A 20711-nucleotide genomic window follows, 5' to 3' on the forward strand; every position below is an offset into this window, starting at 1 on the left:
TCGACAAAGAGGTTGACTCGGGGGCCGAATATATTACAATGGTGGTTCTGTTACAAGCGAAGAACCACAGACCGGTTTCCCGGAGGGAAAATACCGATGACCACCCCACCCAGACAGCAGATCAATATCGAACTTGGCGAAAAAGAGGCCGAGGGAACTTATGCCAATTTGGCAATGATCCACAACTCGCCGACGGAAATGGTGCTCGATTTTGCGCGCGTAATGCCCGCCGCCCCCAAGGCTAAGGTGGTGGCGCGCATTATCATGACCCCCATGCACACCAAGCTGCTGCTCCAGACACTGGAACAAAACATCAAGAAACATGAGGAACAGTTCGGGGAGATCAAGATGCACGGCGGCCCGCAAACCGGCGCCAAGCCGATCGGGTTTGAAACCGGTTCCATGGGAGCGGCCAAGTGAAAAAGGGATACTTCACTGTAGTCCTGCACTCACACCTGCCGTATGTTCTTTCTCATGGCCGCTGGCCCCACGGGACGGACTGGCTGTGCGAGGCCGCTGCCGAGACCTATCAGCCGTTGATTCGCGCCCTCCACGAGCTGGTCGCCGAAGGGTACCGCCCAAAACTGACTATCGGGCTGTCACCGGTGCTGTGTGAACAGCTCTCCGACAGCGAATTCAAGGAAGAGTTTGTCGCTTATCTCAACCAGAAAATCCGCGCCGCTCGTCACGACAGCGAGGAGTTCTACAAGTACGGCCAGGAAAACCTGCTGGCCACATCGCACATGTGGGAGGCGTTTTACGAAAAGACGCTCGAGCAGTTCAATTACATAGGCCAGGACATCCTGTATGAGTTCCGCCGACTTCAAGACGACGGCTATCTGGAGATCATCACCTGCGGGGCGACTCACGGATACTTCCCGCTGTTATCTCGCGATGAATCCTTGCAGGCACAGACCAAAGCGGCGGTCAAAAACTACGAGAAACACTTCGGCCGTAAACCGCGCGGCATTTGGCTTCCTGAATGTGCCTACCGGCCGCGCTATCAATGGACACCACCCGTGCCGATACACGGCAGCCGGAACGGATACCACCGGAAAGGGGTCGAGGAGTTTCTTTCCGAAAACGGGCTCGACTTTTTCATCATTGACTCGGCCCTGCTCAAGGGCGGCAAATCGATAGGCGTGTATATCGATCGGTTCGACGCCCTCAAACTGCTCTGGGACCAGTTCGAGAAGTATTATCAACCGAGAGCCGAAGAGTTCGACAAGACTCCCCGCGAGGTCTACTTCGCCGCCTCCAACACCGAGGGCAAAGCGCCCACCGCGGTGTTCACCCGCGACCCCGAGACCGGCCTTCTGGTTTGGTCGGGTGAACATGGCTATCCCGGCGACGGGCACTATCTTGACTTCCATAAGAAGCGGTTCCCCGGCGGCCTGCGCTACTGGGCGGTTACCTCGGCGAAATCCGACCTGGCCGACAAGGTCGAGTACCACCGCCATTCTGCACTGGGACGACTGGAAGAAAACGCCGCCCATTTCGCCGGCAAGGCCGAAGAAATCCTCTGTGCCTACCACGACGAGAGCAAGCGTGCCGGCATTCTGGTGGCGCCGTACGACGCCGAACTGTTCGGCCACTGGTGGTTCGAGGGGCCGCTCTTTCTCAAACAGGTCCTCAGGAAGGCATGCGAGTCAAAGAATATCGACCTCTCTTTCCTGTCCGAAGATCTTGACCGCCGCAAACCGACCCAGGTTGTTTCAGTCCCCGAAGGAAGCTGGGGTCAGGGGAATCACCATTACATATGGCTCAACCAGCACACGGAGTGGACCTGGGTGCACATTTACGAGGCCGAATCGCGGATGTGCAAGCTGGCCCGGATCTGGCTCGACGAACCGGCGCGGCGGACCTCCGAACTGGAGCAGGTACTCAAGCAGGCGGCACGGGAGCTGATGCTGCTGTCGGCGTCAGACTGGCAGTTCCTGATTTCGACTTTTGCGGCTCGTGACTACGCTGAACTGAGGCTGACTGAACATTACGAAGATTTCAAGCGGCTGGCCACGCTGGCTGAAAAGCTGATTGCCGGGGACCCGGTCTCGGACGGCGAGTGGCAGTATTTCCGCGACTGCGCCAAACGTGACACGCTTTTCCCGGAAATCGAATTGGAGTGGTTCGCCAAAGTCGAGTTTCCCGCTTAATGGCCGGCCGCTATATGTGTTGCCTGCCGACCCCGACTGACGGCGGACGGCCCGGAGGTTGAATCGGCACCCCTCGCGACAGGAGAAGTGAGTTTGGTTGATCTGGTCATAGTAGGATCGGTCGCGCTCGACACGGTCCAGACGCCGCACGGCAAGGTCTCCCGCGCCCTGGGCGGCACCGCGACGTACGCGTCGGTGGCGGCGTCGTATTTCGCCAAAACCGGAATAGTCGGAGTAGTAGGCGGGGATTTCGAGCCGCGGCATTTCGATCTGTTAGAGCGACGGAAGATCGATCTCGAGGGGCTGCAGGTGGTCCCGCGGGGACGGACTTTTCACTGGTCGGGCTTCTACGAGGGCGACATGAACCACGCCTACACACGCGCCACTCGGTTGAATGTGTTCCAGGCGTTCACGCCGATTATACCGCTCGAATACCGTCGGGCGCCGTTTCTGTTTCTCGGCAACATCCAGCCCGACCTGCAGCTTCAGGTGCTTCGCCAGATGAAAAGGCCGCGCCTGGTGTTGTGCGACACGATGAACTACTGGATAAAGTCAGAGAGGTCACGACTTGAACGGATCTTCCGCCGCTCTCATGTGATTTGTATCAATGACGCCGAGGCCCGCCAGTTCACCGGCTGCCATGCGCTTCCCAACGCGGCGCGGGCGCTTCTCAAGCTCGGCCCCAAACGTGTTATCGTCAAGCTAGGCGGCTACGGTGTTCAGATGTACGGCAAAAACTCGTTTTTCGCCTTGCCGGCGCTGCCTCTGATGAAAGTGAAAGACCCCACCGGCGCGGGCGACACCTTTGCCGGCGGGTTTATAGGCAGCCTTTGCGGGGCCGACCGCCTCGACGAACACGCTTTTCGCCGGGCAATGGCGACCGGGACCGTGATGGCGTCGTTCTGCGTTCAGGATTTCAGTTGCCGCGCGACCGCAAACCTGACTCGGTACGCGATCAGGCGGCGGATTGCGTCGCTTCGTGCGCTGACCTATTTTCGCGCATAGGGCCGGAAGCGCTGTCGGGACCACGAGGGTCCCGATCTACTCCTGGACTATGAAAGTCGTGAAACCGTACGAATTCAAAGACCACACCGCCGATATAATCGCCCGCGCCGAAGGCGCGACCTTAGCGGAGGCGTTTGCCAACGCCGCGAGAGCGATGTTCGACATCATCACCGGCGGAGCGGAGATTCGAGCGGTGGAGAAACATTACATTACAGTCGAGTCTATCGATGTCGAAGGGCTGCTGGTCACGTTCCTCTCAGAGCTGATAGTCATGCACGAGACCCGGAACATCGTGCTGAGTGAGTTTCGAGTTACGTTCGATAGTGATCGCCGCCTGTTAGCGGTCTGTTTCGGTGAGCCGTTTGACTCCAAACGGCACGGCGGCGGCATAGTGGTCAAGGGTGTTTCGTATCACCTGATGGAGATCAATGAGGGAATTGGCGACACCCCTTGCCATGTGCAGGTGCTGTTTGATATATAGTGTCAGCATATCTGGCAGTTGGGCGACACTACGACGTAGAGCGCTCAGCCGAAAGGAGGATCTGTGACTGTACTTGCTTTGGTGATCGCCACTACTCTGACTGTCGTGTCCGTGCCTGATGGCGGTTGCGTACTTGTCAACGGGTTTCTGGGTGACGGAGAATGGGACAGCTCGGCCAGTGCGCGACTCGACGCAGACACCGAGATTCGAGTCCACAAAGACGGTAGTGGCCTGTTCCTGGCCATCGCCTTCCAGGGGCCTCGGCACACGGGTGTAGACCTGTATCTCCGATCGCATGAGCGGACGCGGATGTTGCACGTCTCTTCAGCACTTGGGGAGAAAGTGCTCGACGAGGGGCGCTGGGCGGAGATGTCGTGGGGTCGCAATTCTTGGTGGTCGGCGAATGTGGTCGGGACGATCGTGGAGGGGGATCGTCAACGGTTCCTTGAACCCGAGGCATTCGAGTTCCAGCTCGACCGTCGCGAGCTTGGTGCCGACGTGTACCTCTTCGTGCACCTTAAGCGGCCCGAGAAATCGCTCCCGTTAGGAGTATCGCAGGAGGCCCCCGAGAAGTGGATGCGGCTGAGGCTCGAGTAGGCTTGGTGTCGCCCAACCAGCCGCTGCAGCGGACGGAGCCGCGTGTCACGTCCGTTGCGGTCGCAACGGCCGCGCCACTCGTCCCCGCCGCTGAGCGGGACCGATGTGAGCATCTGCCAGGCACGGTTTACGATATGGCACGCTGGAATATCGTCGGCCAAAGGAGTCAGCCATGGTGTGGCGCGGAGTAGCGACCAAAGTAGATGATTGCCGGTTTCGTATCGAGCCGACTTATCAGTCGGACGCCATGAAACGGGCCAATCTCCGTATGCGGGTGCCGGGGCTGATTTATGCCGATCAGCCGATGTTCAACCAGATCATCCAGGATGATTCCCCCGATCAGGTGGCCAATGTCGCCACGTTGCCAGGCATTGTCGGATCTTCGTTCGCCATGCCGGACATTCACCACGGCTACGGCTTCGCGATCGGCGGAGTGGCGGCGTTCGACGCCGAAGAGGGGATCATCTCGCCGGGAGGAGTGGGCTATGATATCAACTGCGGGGTGCGGCTAATACGATCATCGCTGCGTTTCGATGACGTCAAGGCGCACATCAAACCGCTGGTGGACGCGATGTTCAGCAATGTCCCATCCGGGGTCGGCGCCGGAGGTAAGCGCAAGCTGTCGCACACTGAGATCGACGAAGTCCTGGCGCGCGGTTCTGAATGGGCGGTTACCGAGGGGTACGGCTGGAAGGGCGATCTCGAGGCCACCGAGGAAAACGGATGCATTCGCGGGGCCGATCCTGAGGCGGTCTCGGAAAACGCCAAGAAACGGGGCGCGCCGCAACTGGGGTCGCTCGGGGCAGGCAACCACTTTCTCGAAATCCAAAAGGTGGATGAAATCTTCGACCGCGACGCCGCCAAGGCGTTCGGCATCACCGAACAAGGCCAGATCACGATCATGATCCACACCGGCTCGCGCGGCTGCGGCCATCAAATCTGCACCGACTATCTCGATACGATGCGCCGCGCCAATCAGAAATACAACATTCCGTTGGTTGACCGTGAGCTTTCCTGCGCCCCGGCATCGTCACCCGAGGCGCGGAGGTACTTTGCGGCCATGAAGTGCGGTGCCAATTACGCCTGGGCCAACCGCCAGATGATCACCCACTGGGTGCGCGAGTCTTTTGAACAGGTGCTGGGCGAGGATGCGCACCGTCTTGGGCTCGCCCTCATTTACGACATCGCTCATAACATGGCCAAATTCGAGGAGCATGAATACGAAGGGCGACGGCGCAAACTGTATGTGCATCGCAAAGGCGCGACTCGGGCGTTCGGGCCGGGAAATTCAGCGGTGCCGATGGCTTATCGAAATGTCGGCCAGCCGGTGTTGATTCCGGGCGACATGGGGTCCGCGTCGTATTTGCTTGTGGGAACGGACCAGGCGATGCGGGAGACGTTCGGCTCCACTTGTCATGGAGCGGGACGCCGCATGTCGCGCACGGCCGCTACAAAGATGTTCCGGGCCGATCAGGTGCGGGCGAGACTGGAACAACAGGGTATCTACCTTCGCGCCGCCAGCAAGAGCGGTGTGGCCGAAGAAGCGCCAGGAGTTTACAAAGACGTTGACGAGGTCGTACAGATCGCACACAACGCCGGGATCGCGCGGAAAGTCGCCCGCCTGCGCCCGGTGGGGGTGATGAAGGGGTAGATCCGGTAGGGCAGGTTCGCCTCGAACCTGCCAATCTCAGGCTTGTAGGTCGGGTTCCGAGCATTGACCATTTGAGCGAGAAACCCGACATCGCTCATTATAAATCCCACCTTAAAAGGTGAGCCTGCCGGATCTCCTTTTCGCGAGATGAATCTCTTTTTTTTTTGATCGGCAGGGTTCCATCCCTGCCGCGTCGACCTGCGGCAGGCGCGGAGGCCTGCCGATCAGTTACAAAGGCATTTCAATCCCACCAAGAGTGCTGGGCCACCGAGGGCTTCATAACCGTGCCCGGCAGATGCCCTCATCTGCCGACGGAAGGGCAGTTCTTCACTCGAGAATTACTTCCATCCCACCCAAAGGGGTGGGGCACCGAGCACTTTCTCAATCCCATCGGAAATAGAGTGCCACCGAGAGGCGTCTCTACCTACAGGTTAAATCATCTCACCGGCACCGAGAACACCACCCCTACCTCCGGAGCCCAATCGGTCGCTTTCGACGTTATCCCAATCCCGTTGTTAAACTTGAAGAACACCGACTTGGTAACGTGCCACTGCGCCTCGGCGATAAGCCCAATTTCATCCTGCGCCCCTTCCGCCCCAAGATAGACACGCCAGGTCGGCGACAACCGCTTCAAGTATTCGAGCGCGAATTCCCCTAGTTCGAACTTGTCCTCCTCCACCGAGTACTCCATGGCCAGCCGGCCAGCCATTGTACCCCACGAGAATCCCCTGACCGCTCCCGATCCCAGCTTCAACTCCCAATCGGGCGTCCCGATCAGCACTTTGTCCCTCTGATTCGGCGCGACCGCCTCGAAGTAAGTAAAAAACTCAGGGCTGCGTTCACTCTCGTGATTCCAGCGCAGGCGGAGTTGTCCCTCGACATCGCCCAGCCCCGATTCCTGTATTTTATCGGGAACGTCGGTAGTGTCGTCTTCCGCAGACTCCAGCGAGGCGTCGATTACGGCCGCTTCGAATTCGATAGCCAGCCGGTCGGAGATGCCGTAGCCCAGGAAGATCAGCCCTTCCGAGGCCCGGTACTTTCCGCGGTAGTCGATATCGGCACCGTACCCCAACTCGTCCGGCTTATACTCGAGATCATTGTCGAGGTAATACTCAAAGAACGGGTAGATGAGTAGTTCCCCTTCGCGAACGTAGGTGCCGAACATCGAGGTCGGAATTCCCGTGCCGCGGTCTTTTAGGAACGCCGGCAACGTGTCGTCCTGGGCAGCCAGGGGATACGCCAGGGCGAACATCTGAAAACAGGAAGCAGCGAGCAACAATGACACAAAAGCGCGCATAGCGGTTCTCCTTTGGGGGATCAGGCGCAAGTTTAAGGAATATGCGTCGGACATACCACTGCCCGATTGGTTGTATAGTTGCCCTGTGTGGTCGCAAGTCACTGTGCCAATATAAAAAACTTGACTTATTGACACCACAATTTCATAATCCGGCCCGGTAAACGCTAAACAAGGAGGTAACCTTGTATGGCGGCAATCTCAATGAACTGGTGGGCGGTGATAGTGGCGGCAATCGCCTATATGGCTCTCGGCGCGGTCTGGTATTCGCCACCGCTTTTCGCCGGCGCCTGGATGAACGGTATCGGCAAGACCAAAGAACAGATAGCCGCCGGCTTCTCTCCGGTGACCTATGTCTGGGCCCTGATACTATCTTTCCTTGTCGCTTATGGAATCGCTCGGATTTATGTGTGGGCGAAACTTGCGACCGTGTGGGACGGAATCGTGCTGGGACTGCTTGCCGGGATCTGCTTCGTGCTGACGTCAATGGGTGTTAACGATCTCTTTGAGCAGCGACCTCGGCTATTGTCGGCCATCAATATCCTCTACCACCTGGTCGGTTTTATCTTGATAGGCGTTATTATCGGCGCGTGGCACTGAGGCGCGGGGTCTGCTCAGGTGCGTGACGCGTTGCGTTGCGGCCCGACGCGCCCATGCCTCAGACGAGCGATTGCTCGGTCTACGAGATTGTCTTGAATCGCGCCACCATCTCGCGCAGCGAGTCCGCCTGACGGTTGAGATCCTCCGCCGCTTCGGCCATCTCTCCGGCGCCCTTGGCGGTCTCCGAAGTTACCACGGAGATATCCTCGACACTGCGTGAGATTTCCGCGGCCGTAGCCGATTGCTCGAGCGCCCCCGAGGCGATCTGCTCGATCATGGCCATAACATTTTGAGACGTAGTGACAATCTCCTGAAGGGAACTGCCTGCTCGGTCGGCCAGTTCGCGACCTTTATCAACACTTCTGATTCCGGTCTCCATCGCCCCGACCGCATCGCCGGTCTTCTGTTGCACGGCAGAGATAACATCTTTGATTTCGCCGGTGGCGCGGCTGGTGCGTTCGGCCAGTTTGCGGACCTCGTCGGCCACGACCGCGAATCCCCGCCCCTGCTCGCCGGCGCGGGCGGCCTCGATAGCCGCGTTAAGCGCCAGCAGGTTGGTCTGGTCGGCAATATCCTCGATCACGCTTACAATCTTGTCTATTTGCTCGGCCGATTCAGCCAGGCGTCCGATAGACTCCGACGATTCGCTGACCAGGTTGGCGATTTCGCCCATCCCCTTGATCGTCTGGCCGACTATCTGACCGCCCGAACCAGCGGTTTCGGATGCCTTGCGCGACGCCTCGGTGGCATCGGTGGCGTGGCGAGTGGCTTCGGTAATGGTGGCAGCCATTTCCTGCACTGCGGCTGTCACTTGGCGAACTTTGTCTGCCTGGCTCTGCGCGCCGGCTGACATTTGCTCGGCGGACGCGGCGATCTCGGTGGCGGCGCTCACAACCCGCGTGGTGAGCTCGCGCAGCTTGTTAACCATCGTCGATAGATTCGCCACCATGCTCGAGAACGACTGGCTCAGGATATCCTGGTCGGAACGCGGTTCAATAGCCACGGTCAGGTCATTGTCGGCAATCCGCCGGGCCGCACCGGAGAGAGTCTTCATATAGTCCCGAATGTCGACTATTGCTCTGGCCAGCCGCCCGATTTCATCCTGCGAACCGTAAGCCACTTTCAGTTCCAGATCACCTACCGCCAGCCGGCTCGCCGCGCTCTGAAGCTCTTTGATCGGGCCGGAAATGACCCGCTGGAAAAGGGTCGCTATGACCAGCCCCACCAGGGAGATGACCACGCAGATCGCCAGACTGGTCCAGAGAAACCAAGCTGTCCGCTCTTCGGCGCGCTTCAAATCGGAACAGATCATCAAACTGCCGACAGTCTTGTTGCCGGCTCTGACTGAGCGACCCACCACGAAGTGGTCGTCATCGAACGTGTGCTGGCCATCGCCAAGCGACGGCGGAACGGCAGGCGCGGCGGAACCGGAGCGGGCATGGCTGGCAAATACACGGCCGTCGGGGAGCGCAACCAGCGCCCAGACCAAATGGCGGTCGTTCTCGATAGCCGCCAGTGCCTCCCTGGCCGATTCGGCATCATCGAACGCTACCGCGCTGGCGCAGTTACCGGCCAGGACCGCTGCAAGCAGCGAGCAGTTTTGGACGAGTTCGTTGCGATAGCTCTTACGGTCGTTTACGATGTAAGCTGCGGATGCAAGGAAGAGAGACACCATGGTTACGAGCAAAACCAAGAGAGTTAGTTTAGCTCTGATAGAGCGGTCGCGCAGACTAAGCATGCAGGTCCTCCGGATCGCCAGGGTGAGACGGGCCGCTTTTTGGGGGCAGGCCGTCTGTCAGTTAACGGTTATTGCTTGAAATCGTCAGTGCCGCAGGTCTCTTTAGCCGCACGATCCGGGGAAAGACCAAATATCGACCTCTACCCCTCTCTCTGATCAGTTGTTGAACAACAGCAGCGGCAGAGTCAGGGGCAGGCGTGTCGAGCCTAGAACGCCGTCACGCAGGACGGCCGTTGAGAGTAAGCAAACAACCTGTCGATTCGGTCGATAAACCCCAGATCAGATATCCGGGCCAGGCTGTAGGTGTGCAGATTGCGGAATCCGACCGCCCCCATCAGCAGCGACGAAAACTCCGCCACATCGAGGCTGACTTTCACGTCGGCAGCCGAACGGTCAATCAGTTTACCCACTCCGTTCTCGAAACGCACCACCCGAGGACCATCGTTTTGGGGCAGGAAGGTATCGCTCAGGTCGATCTCTATGGTGATCTGATCGTCCGCAAATGACGGCTGCCTCAGCCCATCAAACAGCCGCTTGAGATCCATGACCCGGTACATGATACCGAGGCCGGCGACATGGCTCTCGTGATACGTTGGCGCCATTCTATCGCCGGAGGCAATTGTCGGATTCGACATCAGGAAATAGAACTCGTCCTCGGACACTTCGAGCGTAATCAACGACACCTGATCCAATTGTGAACGGAGAAAAGCCAGGAGCTCAGATAGCGCCTTTGGGGTGTGGTAGATGAGTTCGTTGACGACAAGTTCGGCATCCATGAAGCTGACCGGATTGTCGGGGGTCTTGAAGGAGTAAATCAGATAACCTTCCAGTCTGCCGTCGATCTCGCAACCGACGCTGCGTAGTTTCTCCCAGAACTCGAACCGGTTGTGCCAGCGGCCCTCGTTGTGAAGAATCATCCCGGTCTGCTTTTCGACTATACGGTTGTAGCACTCGTTCAAAGCAGGAATGTCCGCTTCACCGAGAAATCTTACGTGCTCCTTGCCCCGCCCTTTGGGCAGGCTTTCGGGCCGCACCCGGTATTGATATCGCCGCCCCCCGAGACCGAAACCCATCTTGTGGTAGAAGTCGATGCGAAACGGCCAGAGCGTGGTCATGGCATCGCCGCGTTCGTAATAATGCGCCAGAAATGTCTCGACAATCTCCCTGGCGACATGTTCCTTTTTGTGGGCGAGATGCACCGCCACCATGCCAAGCCCGCCGGCGGAGATGAGATTGCCGCGTACGTTCAGTGTAAAATCAAAATTCCGCCAAACTCCGACCAGTTGGCCGCCGCGGAAAAGGCCGTATGGTGTCCAGGTCGGGTCGCGCCGAGAGGATCTGAACTTCTGTTCCCACTGCCGCTTGTCCTCCGGGGTGACCATACCCATAGAAGGGTAGGCCTCGGCGCAGATGCGGATCATTTCGGGAAATTCTTCGTCTTTGAGAACACGGACTTCTGACACCTCACACCTCTTCCAATTCGAGCTCGATGCGAATTACACTTCCAGACGAATGCAACACCGAAAAGTTCAGTACTGCCCCAACAGCCTGCTGAAAAAGCGATGAACCCGATGAATGCCGGTCAACGGCCCGGCGTACATAAGGACGCAGCGTCGGCTGACAATCTCCATTCCGGCGTCTCTGGCCCGGGAGATGGCCTCGCTGAAATCCGCCCCCTGCTGGAACCAGACCTTGCGAATCCCCAGCGTAGCCGCCTGGTCCACTATATCGACTGCCCCACCCGGTTTGAGCGTCACCAAGACCATGTCCGGCAACACGGGGAGATCGGCCAGCGAATGGAAACATCTGATGCCATCTGTCGAGTCGAGCGCTGGGTGCACGGGATAGACTTCATAGCCGCGCTTCGTCAGTTCTCGAAGTGCGACCGAGCCAAACTTGTTTTTTCGGCGCGAGACACCCGCCACGGCAATGGTGCGGATGTCATCGAACAGGTTCATTGGGGGTTTGTAGGCTGTGGCGGACATTGTTCGACTATCCCAACTACCGGTTTTTTCAAAGTGATTAGTACCCCTGCACACTCTCGCGGAACATCATCAGGCCCTTACCCTCGGAATCTACCCGACTCATCAGGAAGACAGCCGAGTCGGCCGGATGTGGCGATCCGGGGCGAGTGACATGAAGGACGGCACGCACGGCGGCGGTGGTCTCGCCCAGGACCGTTTCACCGAACTTGAGCGTCAGGAAGGTCTCCCGGCGGGGCGAGTAGTTTCTCCGGTCCGGCTGCAGCAACAACCGATGGAACGGCGGGCCGTCATCCAGAACGTGCATCTCCACTTCGTCAAGCCCCACGGAATCGTACTCGATTCGAGTCGATGGGATTTCATGCAGCACGAGAGAGTCGACTACGAAAACCGCCGTGACCCGATCGAGAAACCGGTCCGCGAGGCTGTCGATTACGGCTTGCCCCGACTGCCAGAGCTGGTCTTCCGGATTCGCAAGGGCGTCTTCGACACGCACGGTAACTGTAAATGTCCCCTTCACAGCTCGGGCAGAGCCTGCTTTTTCATCTTTGAAGGCAAAGATTCGTGGCGAGATGCGAAAACTATCCAACCGAACTTCCTCGTTGTCGACGCGCTGGAAATATCGGGAACGATACACTGAGCAGGCGGTGATTGCCAGCACTACGCAAACACAGGCCGTGACAAGATCCGTATTACGCAAGACACCAAGCCGCATATCCACTAAACGGCTCAATCAGACAGTTGTTCTTCTTCCAAAAGCTGCGCCAGGATGTGAGATACCAGCACCGAACCCTCGCGCAAATCCTTCATTTGGGGGAAGAAAATGACATCGCGAATCGAGTGCGCATCGGTCAGCAGCATGACCAGCCGATCAATTCCAAAACCGAGCCCGGCGGTCGGCGGCATGCCGTAGGCGAGGGCGGTGATGAAATCGTCGTCTAACGGCTGCGCCTCCTCGTCGCCCGCCGCCAGCGCCTTACCCTGCTGCAAAAAGCGCTGCATCTGGTCTATCGGATCGTTCAACTCGGAAAAGGCATTACCCATCTCCTGCGCCGCGACAAACAGCTCGAATCTTTCGGTGAGGCGGTCATCGGAGCGGTGCTTCTTGGCCAGGGGAGAGATCTCCACCGGGAAATCGGCCACGAATGTCGGTTGAATCAGGGTCGGCTCCACCTTCGCCTCGAAAACCGCCGCGATCACCTTCCCTCGGTTGATCAGTTCGTCGCCCTCGACACCGAGCTTCCTCGCCGCCGCCCTGGCCGCCGCGAAGTCGAGATCGGCAAAATCTACTCCGGTGCGGTCCTTGATCGCGCCAATCATCGTCACCCAACTAAACTCCGGCTCGAAATCGATTTCCCGGCCGCCGTAGGACAGCTTGTACGATCCGTTGATAGCCTTCACCGTGTGGCGCAGGAGCTTCTCGAACAACGCCGCCATGTCGCGATAGTCGGCGAACGCCCAGTACAGCTCGATCATCGAGAATTCCGGGTTGTGCAGCCTGTCCAGCCCCTCGTTGCGGAAGTCCTTGCAGAATTCCCATACTTTGTCATATCCGCCGACAATAAGACGCTTCAGATAAAGCTCATCGGCTATACGCAGGTACATTGGAATATCAAGCCGATAGTGATGGGTCTTGAACGGCCGGGCGCTGGCGCCCCCGTAAAGCGGCTGCAAGATCGGCGTCTCGACTTCGAGAAATCCCTCGCCGTTCAGAAAGTCGCGAATGACCTGGATGATGCGTGACCGTTTCCGAAAGTTCTCTCGCACCTCCGGATTGACTATCAGGTCGGCATAACGGCGGCGATACCGCGTCTCTTTGTCAGTCAGGCCGGAGTGCTTGTCGGGCAGCGGATGGAGCGCCTTGGTCAAGATTTCAACCGAGGCCACTCTCAGGGTGCGTTCACCGGTCTTGGTGACAAATAGTGTGCCTTCGCACCCGATGATATCGCCGAGATCGATCTGGTCAAACAACTTGAAAGCGTCCTCGCCGACATCATCGCGCCGGACATAAATCTGGAGCCGGTCGCTGCTGTCCTGCACGTGGGCGAAAAACACCTTACCCATTTTCCGGTTTAGCATGACTCGCCCGGCAATTCTGACAACGGCCGCCTCAGCCGTGAACTTCTCGAAATCGCGAAGAATATCGCTTATGTAGCGTAGGTTGGCATAGCGGTACGGATACGGGTTAATGCCGGCGGCGATCAACTCGCGCGCTTTGGAGCGCCGAATCCGCACCAGGTCGGTCAGCGGAATTTGGATTTCCTCGACTGGTGGCGTTTCTTCTTTCTCTTCGCTCATGACAATCCAGCCTGGCGAGACCCGAGGCATCTCGTCAGGCGCCTTTCCTCGTGCGCTACTTTCGGGGGAATTTCTTCAGCAGGGCCGCGGCCACCGGGTCCGGAACCAGGCCGCTGACATCACCGCGATTGGCGGCCACATCCTTGACAATCGATGATGACAGGTAGACCCATGACAGCGCGGGCATCAGGAAGACCGTCTCGGCCTCCCGGGCCAGCTTGCGATTCATCAGCGCCATTTGGAACTCGTACTCGAAATCGGACACCGCGCGCAGGCCGCGGATAATCGCGGTAGCTTTCTGCTCCCGCACAAAATCCGCCAAGAGGCCGTCGAATGACACGACACGGATCTGTGCTGCGCTCGGCATAGGCGACACCGACTGGCGCATCAGATCGAGTCTTTCCGGCAACGTGAACAGAGGCTCTTTACCCACATTTACCGCCAGCGCCACGATTACCTCGTCGAATATGTGACAGGCCCGCTCGATAAGCGACAGATGGCCATTGGTAACCGGATCAAAGGTGCCGGGGTAAAGGCCGCGGCGGGCGTCTCTGTGGTCACTCATGGTTACACCTTGCTCCTGCGCGGCGACTCGGTCGCCGGGCCGGATAACATAGAGCCAAAACGCACCCCTCGCAAGCTAATTGACAGTCAGGCCTAGCGCTACCAGGTAGGCGGAAAGCACACTATGGTCAGCCTGTCCAAGTCCGGCAAAATACCCCTCGATCAACCGGGGGGCGGATACGTCAACCGCAAAGTGCGGCTGCAGAGTTTTTAAGACAGTCTCCTCAGACATCTCACCGGCGACGAATATCGCCGATGGTGGCACCGAGATACCGGCCTCGCGCAAAAGCGACTGCCGGTAATTCAGAATCGTCTTCAGATCCGCGCCGAATCGGGCGCGACCGGAATCGTCTGCCATGTTATAGTCCAACATCGGCAGTGATGTAACATCGGCGATTTGGCGGTCATAAAGGAGGCAGATCGAGGCTGCTTTTGCCGACACGTCCGCCAATACTACCAGGCCGCCGTCTTGGCACATGCAGAACGTCAGGTAACCTCGCCCTAAGGCAATCGCCCGCGACTGAACTGATACACCTTCACTCTCCAGGATCGGCGCCAGACCGACCTTGTGGGTCAGTTCCTTGACGTGTTCGCGACGGAAAATCATGCCGAGATGCCGGTCAGGCAGGACCGTCCCGATAGTATCCATGTGGAAAAGCGACTCGCTCTCAAGCACTGACTGCGCAAGCTCGAAACGGAGCCTGTCCGCGAGGGGGATCGATCCGCTCGGATCAATTCGCAAAGCCTTGACCATTGTCTGGGAATCGGGAACGGAGAGCGCGAAGCGGCCGCCGGTATCGCGCGCCCATTCCTCCGGAATTGGTGGCGCCAGTTGCTCCAGTTTTTCGACAACGGTCCTGCCGAATTCGCTGTGGGTGGTTGCAACACGGACAAAATCCGCGTGAAAATCTACACCGATGCGTCGCCGGTTCATGGATTACTGATGCGAATATAAGGGCGCAGCTGTTCGAGAAGGCGTGGTCCGATGCCTTTGACTTCGGTAAGATCAACCGTACGCACGAAACGATGTTTCTGGCGATATTCGACAATGCGATCGGCCAACACCCTCCCGATTCCCGGCAGCAGTTCGAGAGAATCGACCGGCGCGGTGTTGGGATCGAGAACGAATACGCCGGTGTACTCGGTGTCCTCGTCGCCAAGAAATACGGGCATGGCCAGGGCCTCGGGTGTGGGGCTGGCGAGGCTTCGGATCAGCAGGTAGAGCGTCATCACCAGTGCGGTCGCGGACAGTACGATCAGAAAGCGCAATTGCGCGGTCGAGAATTGAAAGAAATCCGCCAGCCTGCCCATCGCGTCATCAACTCGGTTTTGCGGAAAATATGCTGAGGGGTTCGAGAACACAAGAGGCGGAGTATGGTCGCGCTACGGGCGATCGATCGGAAGTCCGGGGCATGGGGCCACCCATCCCACCCACATTGCCAGAGAAGTACAAGCCGTCCCGTCAGTTAGGCTGGCTGGGCAGCAGGTGGGGCGAGGGCGCGGCGATTAAGATCGGACTGGATAATTAGCCACACTGCCGGGCAGAAGAACACCCACAGAAACCAGACAATCCAGCGATTCATGTGGTCGCGGCTGACCGCTTCGTAGAGCTCGCCATACTTGTAATAGGAGTACAGCCCCGCAAACGGGATAAACAGCAGGAGCGTCCAGAGCCCCGGTTCCGCCCGACGGTCGTCGGCCAGCCGAGCCAGTTCGACCGCGGTCTGGTAAAACCAGTAGACCGCATACAGGCCGAGAGTGATTATCATCAGCCCAACCTGCCCCCACATGTTGCGATACTTGATAAACGAATGTGCGTAATTCATAACCTGTCCTTGCCCGATACGCTTGCCATCCCATCCGCCGCACGCGGAGCGGGACATCGGATACGAAATCAAAACTTCTACTTCAATACGCGCAAAAAGGCCGACGTATTCACTCCCCAGCGTCAAATGTGTGCAGAATTCACTGTCCGGTGGAGTCAGAAACCTCGGTCACCGAGCCAGAAACCTGGCTTAGGATCTTGAGCCGCCCCAGATCAGGATCGGCCTCCATCCCCCAACCGGTCATGACATCGGAGCGACGAGTGAACTTGACAAAGGCGTCCGACTCGATCTTGTGCCTTTCGGGGTTCCAGCGCAGGAACTTGGTATCAAGGCGGGCTGAATCCTCGGTGATGACGACCACCTTCCCGAATACCTCCAGGCGGTCGTTCTTCTCACGAATGACCCCCGAATCGGCGATCAGATTGGATGTCTTGTGGCCGGCCGAATCGAAAAAGTCTATGTCCAGGACGTAGCCGACAGTCGAGTCGACCGCCTCGAACCGTCGCATCAGGTGGGACCGGATTTCCGCCGTCACCAGGTCGCGGTCGTACAGAAGGATCGTGGCCCCCGAGACTTCGGAGTCGGGGCGCAAGGTCGAATCGGCGGCGGTCTGGTCCACCTGCGAGACAGTTTTCCGTCCGCACCCCCACCAAAGTGAGGTTGCCAGAATGAGCGTAATGAGGTCGATTCTAACCATAGTACTGCCTTGAGGCTATTATACGTATATCGACAAATAAGATCGCTCAAATCAGCGGCAAGTCAAGCGGCTGGAATCTTCCTGGTTCGCCAGCGGTTGTGCTGCCACGGCCACTGGTCTGGGTACGCCCGGATAAACTCTTCGAGCGCCTGCGTGCACTTCAACGTCATGTTGTAAACATCGGCCTCGAAGTCACCGCTCGGTTTGATTTCAACCGGCGGTTGAATAATGAGCCGGTAACGATTATCGGGGGTCCTCACGCAGGCCATCGGTACGAACGCCGCCCCGGTTCGAAGCCCGAGCACACTCTGGCCCACCGGCGTGTACGACCACCGCCCGAACGCGGGGACAAACTGGCCGCGCACCCGGTGAGAATCGGTGTCAATCAAAACACCCAGCGCTCTTCCCTGCCTGAGCCATCCGAGTATGATCTTGGGCGACTCGGTGGTGGCGATATTAACCAGTCCCACCGCCTCGCGATTGGCGCTCAAGAGGCGATCCAGCCGCGGATCGTACAGCTCGCGTCCTATGACCGCGACTTCGTAGCCGAGGCTCGCGATATAGGCTGCCAGCAGTTCAAAGTTGCCGATATGCCCGGTTACCCCGATCACACCCTTGCCGCGGCGATAGGCGATGTCGAAATACTCCAGCCCCTCGACCTGCACCAAAGCTCTGAGCTCGGTCCCAAAGTGCCTCCTAAAACGGAGCACGTCGGCCATGTTCCTGCCGCTGTTGACAAAGAAATCCCTGCCGATCTGCAGCTTCTGCCGGTGTGTCAATTGTCCACCGTAGACCAGTGTGAGGTGTCGTACCGCCCGGTGTTGATCTCGCGGGGCCAGCCCCCACGCGGCCAGTCCAAGCCATCCGCCGAGGGTGATCGCGCTCCGTCTCGGCAGGCGATTCAACAGACGGGACAACAGCCTGACAAGAAAATAGACGGCCGTGCGTTTTGTGGACTTCAGGACATTCACTTCTGAAGATAGTGTAGGCAACTTGTTGGGGAGAGGCAAGCAGCCGGGCCTAAGCCGTTGGGGACCGTTGCCGCAACCGCAAGGGTCGCTGACTGCAGCCACAGCCGGAGATCAGTGTCGCGGCGGCGGAACGGTCCGGCCGGTGTCGGGCGGGGTTGATTCGATAATCAAAGTGTCCTCGACGTTCTGAAACCGCCGATAAGCGTCCTCTTTGTCCGACGCAAACTTGCCGGGGCGGACAACCAAGGTTAGATCTACTTCGTTGCGCAGCAAAGACAACGTGGCACCTCCGCGGTCCAGTCCCACTAGCAGAAACTCGACCAACTGCCGATGATTCCGCGGCCGCTTGCCGTCGACCGCGCGGATAATGTCCCCCTCGCGTAATCCGCAGGCGTACCCCAGACGGGTGGTGTCGATTTTGTTCACCGTCAGCCGATTATTGTCACCGATACTTACGGCGAATCCAAGCTGCCCTTTGATCGGAATACCCTCGACACTCCCCTGGCCGTCCCCCATCGATCCCTCGGCGGAGCTCGCAGGCGCCCGCGTGGCTTCGACCAGAGCTGAAAGCGGTGACTCGTCGAGCAGCCACTGAACCAGCGGATGGTCGAAGACCAGCACCCACTGCGTGAGCAGGTATTTCTCGAATATTTCGCGCCCGAGACTCTGACTCCTCCAGAACTCCGACTGGTACGCTTCGAATGTGGAATCAAGCCCGATGATCGTCTGCGATGTCACCAGCGCGAGCAGCATGGCAAGGTTGTCGCGGCGGTATGGGCCCGGCTGCATGAGCGGATGGGCCGCCATCGAGCGATACAACGGGTCGTCCGCCTTCTCCGCCTGGGCGAGCATCCGGTGCGCCAGGTGGTATATAAGGTTGAACTCTTGAACAGCCCCCTGCGGTGCGGCAATTGCCATCTCACCGCGCCGCATCCCGCCGACCGGAATTACGAACGGCTCGGAGCCGCCGAACGACGGGTAATATCGCAGAACGTAAAGGTCGAAACGATCCTCCACCCAATCGAGTCCCGAGAACTGGGTCAGGAGCCACAGGATGCTGTCCCCCTTGACTTCCCAGAACCAGGCGAGCGCCGAATCGTTTTCCCGCACCCAACGAAGATCCTGCAAGACCGAGTGGGTCTTATAGAATTCGGGGTAGATTTCAGACTGAAACATGAACGACCGGTTGTTGAACCGGACTTCCGGAACCGGCAGATCATATTGCACCTGACGCAGTCGCGCAGCGGCGGTATCTTTGGCCGCCTCTTGTGCGACTACCGACGACACGAGGGTCATCACGAGGAGGATGGACACTCGGAAGACCATATCCATTGTAATAAAGACGGCCCGGCGACCGATCGCAAGGATTTAGCGTGGGTGATTTGGCGGATGGCTGGTGGGCGAGGACATCCACCAGCCACGGCACGTGGGTATGATCTGTTGGGTCAGGTCTAGAGCACGACCCGGCCCGCGAAGCGGCCAGGGTCGGGCGGTGACCTGACGCCGTCAACTTCATAAGCATTGCGAGCGTCAGTTCACACCCCTTTTGCCTCGCTCAACGGTCAAGGCAAAAGGGGCAAGAACTGACGCAACCCATTATGCTGGAGAGGCGGTTAAAAAGCGGATCCGCCCTTCTTGTGCTACGTATTCACAACTGACCCGGGCACCGCCGCCGCCTGCGGCGGCTCGACCAGTCGAAAATAAAACTGCACATACAGGGCGTTAAAGAACGCCCCAACATACCCGCCGATTACCAGCGCCACCGGCAGACCGATAAACAGCGCCAGAAACAATATCGCCACGAGATTCTCAGTCACCCCGAGCACGAGCAGGTTAATCGGTAGATAGAAGATCGCCGCCAGGATAACAACCACGATAGCAATGCCTATTCCCAGCCCGATCATGATCAGGCTCATGATAAAGCAGTTGGCCTTGTTCCGCATGAGCAGATTCCAGCCCTCGACAATGGCGTCGGCGATGGCGTTGTCGCGCGCCACCATCGCTACCTCCGCAAGGCTGAAAGTGTGGTATATACCGAAGAATACAACCAGACCGGCTGGAATAGTGAGCAGAAGACTGAACGGGGTCAGTACAATCGCCAGGACTACGATCGCCGCGATCAGCGCGATAGCTGCGAAAAACTCCACCATGGTTATGCCGAAGAACCGCCAGAAGAAATCTGTGCCGCGTGAGAACGACGTGCCAAAACTGTACTGTCCGCCCCGCGTGATCTTGTTGACCGCGTCGATAATAGCCGGCTGGGCGATCAAGTAGCAGATGAAAAATAGAAGCCCCAGCGCCACGACCCACAGGAGCAGCGCGCTGAGGACCGCGAATTCCGGCGGGACCAGGTCGGTGGGCAGGCCCATCTGGTCAAACCAGTCGTAGGCAAAACTCATGTCAAGCTCGTCCGAGTCCACCTTCTCGGTCCAGTTGAAATTGAATGCATCGCCTCCGCCCGCAAACAGCCCGAAGATCCAAAGCGTCTTGAAGCGCCAGGCCATCTCAAATGACTTCTGTATGATTGCGCCGAAATCAATGCCCATATCAGCCTCCAGGGTAGATTATGTCGGCCGAATATACGGAGTTGTTAAATATGCTCGCAACGGCGATGTATGGCGTGCGAGCTGGTGGACGGGGATATCCACTAGCCAGGGATGGCAGAACCGCCGACCGCGTGCTGACGCGCGCGGTCCATGGGTTCTTCCCTACAAGAGTCGGTAGCTGCAAGAGTCCGTGGCTGTGAACTGTTGCGTCGGGTCCTGAGCACGACCTGGCTCGCGAACCGGTCGGGGGTCGGGCGATGACGTGACGCCGTCTTGTGCTGTCGGGCGACCCGGCTCGACAGCTGTGG

General features: G+C 58.5%; 21 protein-coding genes. 7 read left to right on the forward strand and 14 right to left on the reverse strand.

The window, feature by feature from the left end:
• Nucleotides 1-96: 96 nt before the first annotated feature.
• From AB1772_01040 to AB1772_01065, 6 genes are all read left to right on the forward strand, one after another.
• Nucleotides 97-420, forward strand: coding sequence for a DUF3467 domain-containing protein (locus tag AB1772_01040; GenBank protein ID MEW5794920.1), 324 nt, complete (start codon nt 97-99; stop codon nt 418-420).
• The gene (locus AB1772_01045; protein MEW5794921.1) at nt 417-2153 is read left to right on the forward strand and encodes a 1,4-alpha-glucan branching protein domain-containing protein; all 1737 of its coding nucleotides are present in this window, start codon (nt 417-419) and stop codon (nt 2151-2153) included. Before AB1772_01040 ends, AB1772_01045 begins: the two co-directional genes overlap by 4 nt.
• 93 nt (nt 2154-2246) lie before the next feature.
• Nucleotides 2247-3158, forward strand: a complete 912-nt coding sequence (locus tag AB1772_01050; protein MEW5794922.1) for a PfkB family carbohydrate kinase — start codon at nt 2247-2249, stop codon at nt 3156-3158.
• Nucleotides 3159-3216: 58 nt separating this feature from the next.
• On the forward strand, nt 3217-3639 hold the full coding sequence (locus AB1772_01055) for an archease (protein ID MEW5794923.1): 423 nt from the start codon (nt 3217-3219) through the stop codon (nt 3637-3639).
• Nucleotides 3640-3702: 63 nt separating this feature from the next.
• Nucleotides 3703-4236: a hypothetical protein gene (locus AB1772_01060; protein MEW5794924.1), complete on the forward strand. Its 534-nt coding sequence runs from the start codon at nt 3703-3705 to the stop codon at nt 4234-4236.
• Nucleotides 4237-4483: 247 nt separating this feature from the next.
• Nucleotides 4484-5887 (forward strand): RtcB family protein, encoded by a 1404-nt coding sequence (locus tag AB1772_01065; GenBank protein MEW5794925.1) that lies wholly within the window; start codon nt 4484-4486, stop codon nt 5885-5887.
• Nucleotides 5888-6323: 436 nt separating this feature from the next.
• Here the strand turns inward: AB1772_01065 and AB1772_01070 are convergent, their stop codons facing one another.
• Nucleotides 6324-7184, reverse strand: a complete 861-nt coding sequence (locus tag AB1772_01070; GenBank protein MEW5794926.1) for a hypothetical protein — start codon at nt 7182-7184, stop codon at nt 6324-6326.
• A gap of 186 nt (nt 7185-7370) precedes the next feature.
• Here AB1772_01070 and AB1772_01075 point away from each other — a divergent pair, with 186 nt between their 5' ends.
• Nucleotides 7371-7781, forward strand: a complete 411-nt coding sequence (locus AB1772_01075; protein MEW5794927.1) for a DUF1761 domain-containing protein — start codon at nt 7371-7373, stop codon at nt 7779-7781.
• A 79-nt stretch (nt 7782-7860) separates the two neighbouring features.
• On the opposite strand, the gene AB1772_01080 is transcribed toward AB1772_01075, so the two are convergent.
• The 13 genes from AB1772_01080 to AB1772_01140 form a co-directional block, all read right to left on the reverse strand.
• A complete protein-coding gene (locus tag AB1772_01080) occupies nt 7861-9519 on the reverse strand; it encodes a methyl-accepting chemotaxis protein (protein ID MEW5794928.1) in 1659 nt (552 codons plus the stop codon).
• Between the two features lie 206 nt (nt 9520-9725).
• On the reverse strand, nt 9726-10982 hold the full coding sequence (locus AB1772_01085) for a GNAT family N-acetyltransferase (GenBank protein ID MEW5794929.1): 1257 nt from the start codon (nt 10980-10982) through the stop codon (nt 9726-9728).
• A 66-nt stretch (nt 10983-11048) separates the two neighbouring features.
• Nucleotides 11049-11504 (reverse strand): CoA-binding protein, encoded by a 456-nt coding sequence (locus AB1772_01090; GenBank protein MEW5794930.1) that lies wholly within the window; start codon nt 11502-11504, stop codon nt 11049-11051.
• 37 nt (nt 11505-11541) lie between these two features.
• Complete coding sequence (locus AB1772_01095) at nt 11542-12222, reverse strand: hypothetical protein (protein ID MEW5794931.1); 681 nt, start codon at nt 12220-12222, stop codon at nt 11542-11544.
• 8 nt (nt 12223-12230) lie between these two features.
• A complete protein-coding gene (gene lysS, locus AB1772_01100; protein MEW5794932.1) occupies nt 12231-13799 on the reverse strand; it encodes a lysine--tRNA ligase in 1569 nt (522 codons plus the stop codon).
• Between the two features lie 55 nt (nt 13800-13854).
• On the reverse strand, nt 13855-14364 hold the full coding sequence (gene coaD / locus AB1772_01105) for a pantetheine-phosphate adenylyltransferase (protein ID MEW5794933.1): 510 nt from the start codon (nt 14362-14364) through the stop codon (nt 13855-13857).
• Nucleotides 14365-14439: 75 nt separating this feature from the next.
• Nucleotides 14440-15297, reverse strand: a complete 858-nt coding sequence (locus AB1772_01110; GenBank protein ID MEW5794934.1) for a hypothetical protein — start codon at nt 15295-15297, stop codon at nt 14440-14442.
• Nucleotides 15294-15674 (reverse strand): helix-hairpin-helix domain-containing protein, encoded by a 381-nt coding sequence (locus tag AB1772_01115; GenBank protein ID MEW5794935.1) that lies wholly within the window; start codon nt 15672-15674, stop codon nt 15294-15296. The genes AB1772_01110 and AB1772_01115 overlap by 4 nt, the downstream gene beginning before the upstream one ends.
• A 155-nt stretch (nt 15675-15829) precedes the next feature.
• The gene (locus AB1772_01120; GenBank protein ID MEW5794936.1) at nt 15830-16189 is read right to left on the reverse strand and encodes a DUF4234 domain-containing protein; all 360 of its coding nucleotides are present in this window, start codon (nt 16187-16189) and stop codon (nt 15830-15832) included.
• Between the two features lie 139 nt (nt 16190-16328).
• Complete coding sequence (lptC, locus tag AB1772_01125; protein ID MEW5794937.1) at nt 16329-16886, reverse strand: LPS export ABC transporter periplasmic protein LptC; 558 nt, start codon at nt 16884-16886, stop codon at nt 16329-16331.
• 62 nt (nt 16887-16948) lie between these two features.
• Nucleotides 16949-17857 carry a lysophospholipid acyltransferase family protein gene (locus AB1772_01130; GenBank protein ID MEW5794938.1) on the reverse strand — a complete coding sequence of 303 codons (909 nt, stop codon included), beginning with the start codon at nt 17855-17857 and terminating at the stop codon, nt 16949-16951.
• Nucleotides 17858-17968: 111 nt separating this feature from the next.
• Nucleotides 17969-19171, reverse strand: coding sequence for a PDZ domain-containing protein (locus AB1772_01135; protein MEW5794939.1), 1203 nt, complete (start codon nt 19169-19171; stop codon nt 17969-17971).
• A gap of 326 nt (nt 19172-19497) precedes the next feature.
• Entirely contained in the window at nt 19498-20403 is a 906-nt protein-coding gene (locus AB1772_01140) for a hypothetical protein (protein ID MEW5794940.1), read from the reverse strand.
• Nucleotides 20404-20711 lie beyond the last annotated feature (308 nt).

It is taken from the genome of Candidatus Zixiibacteriota bacterium (assembly GCA_040752815.1).
Lineage (GTDB): Bacteria > Zixibacteria > MSB-5A5 > GN15 > FEB-12 > JAGGTI01.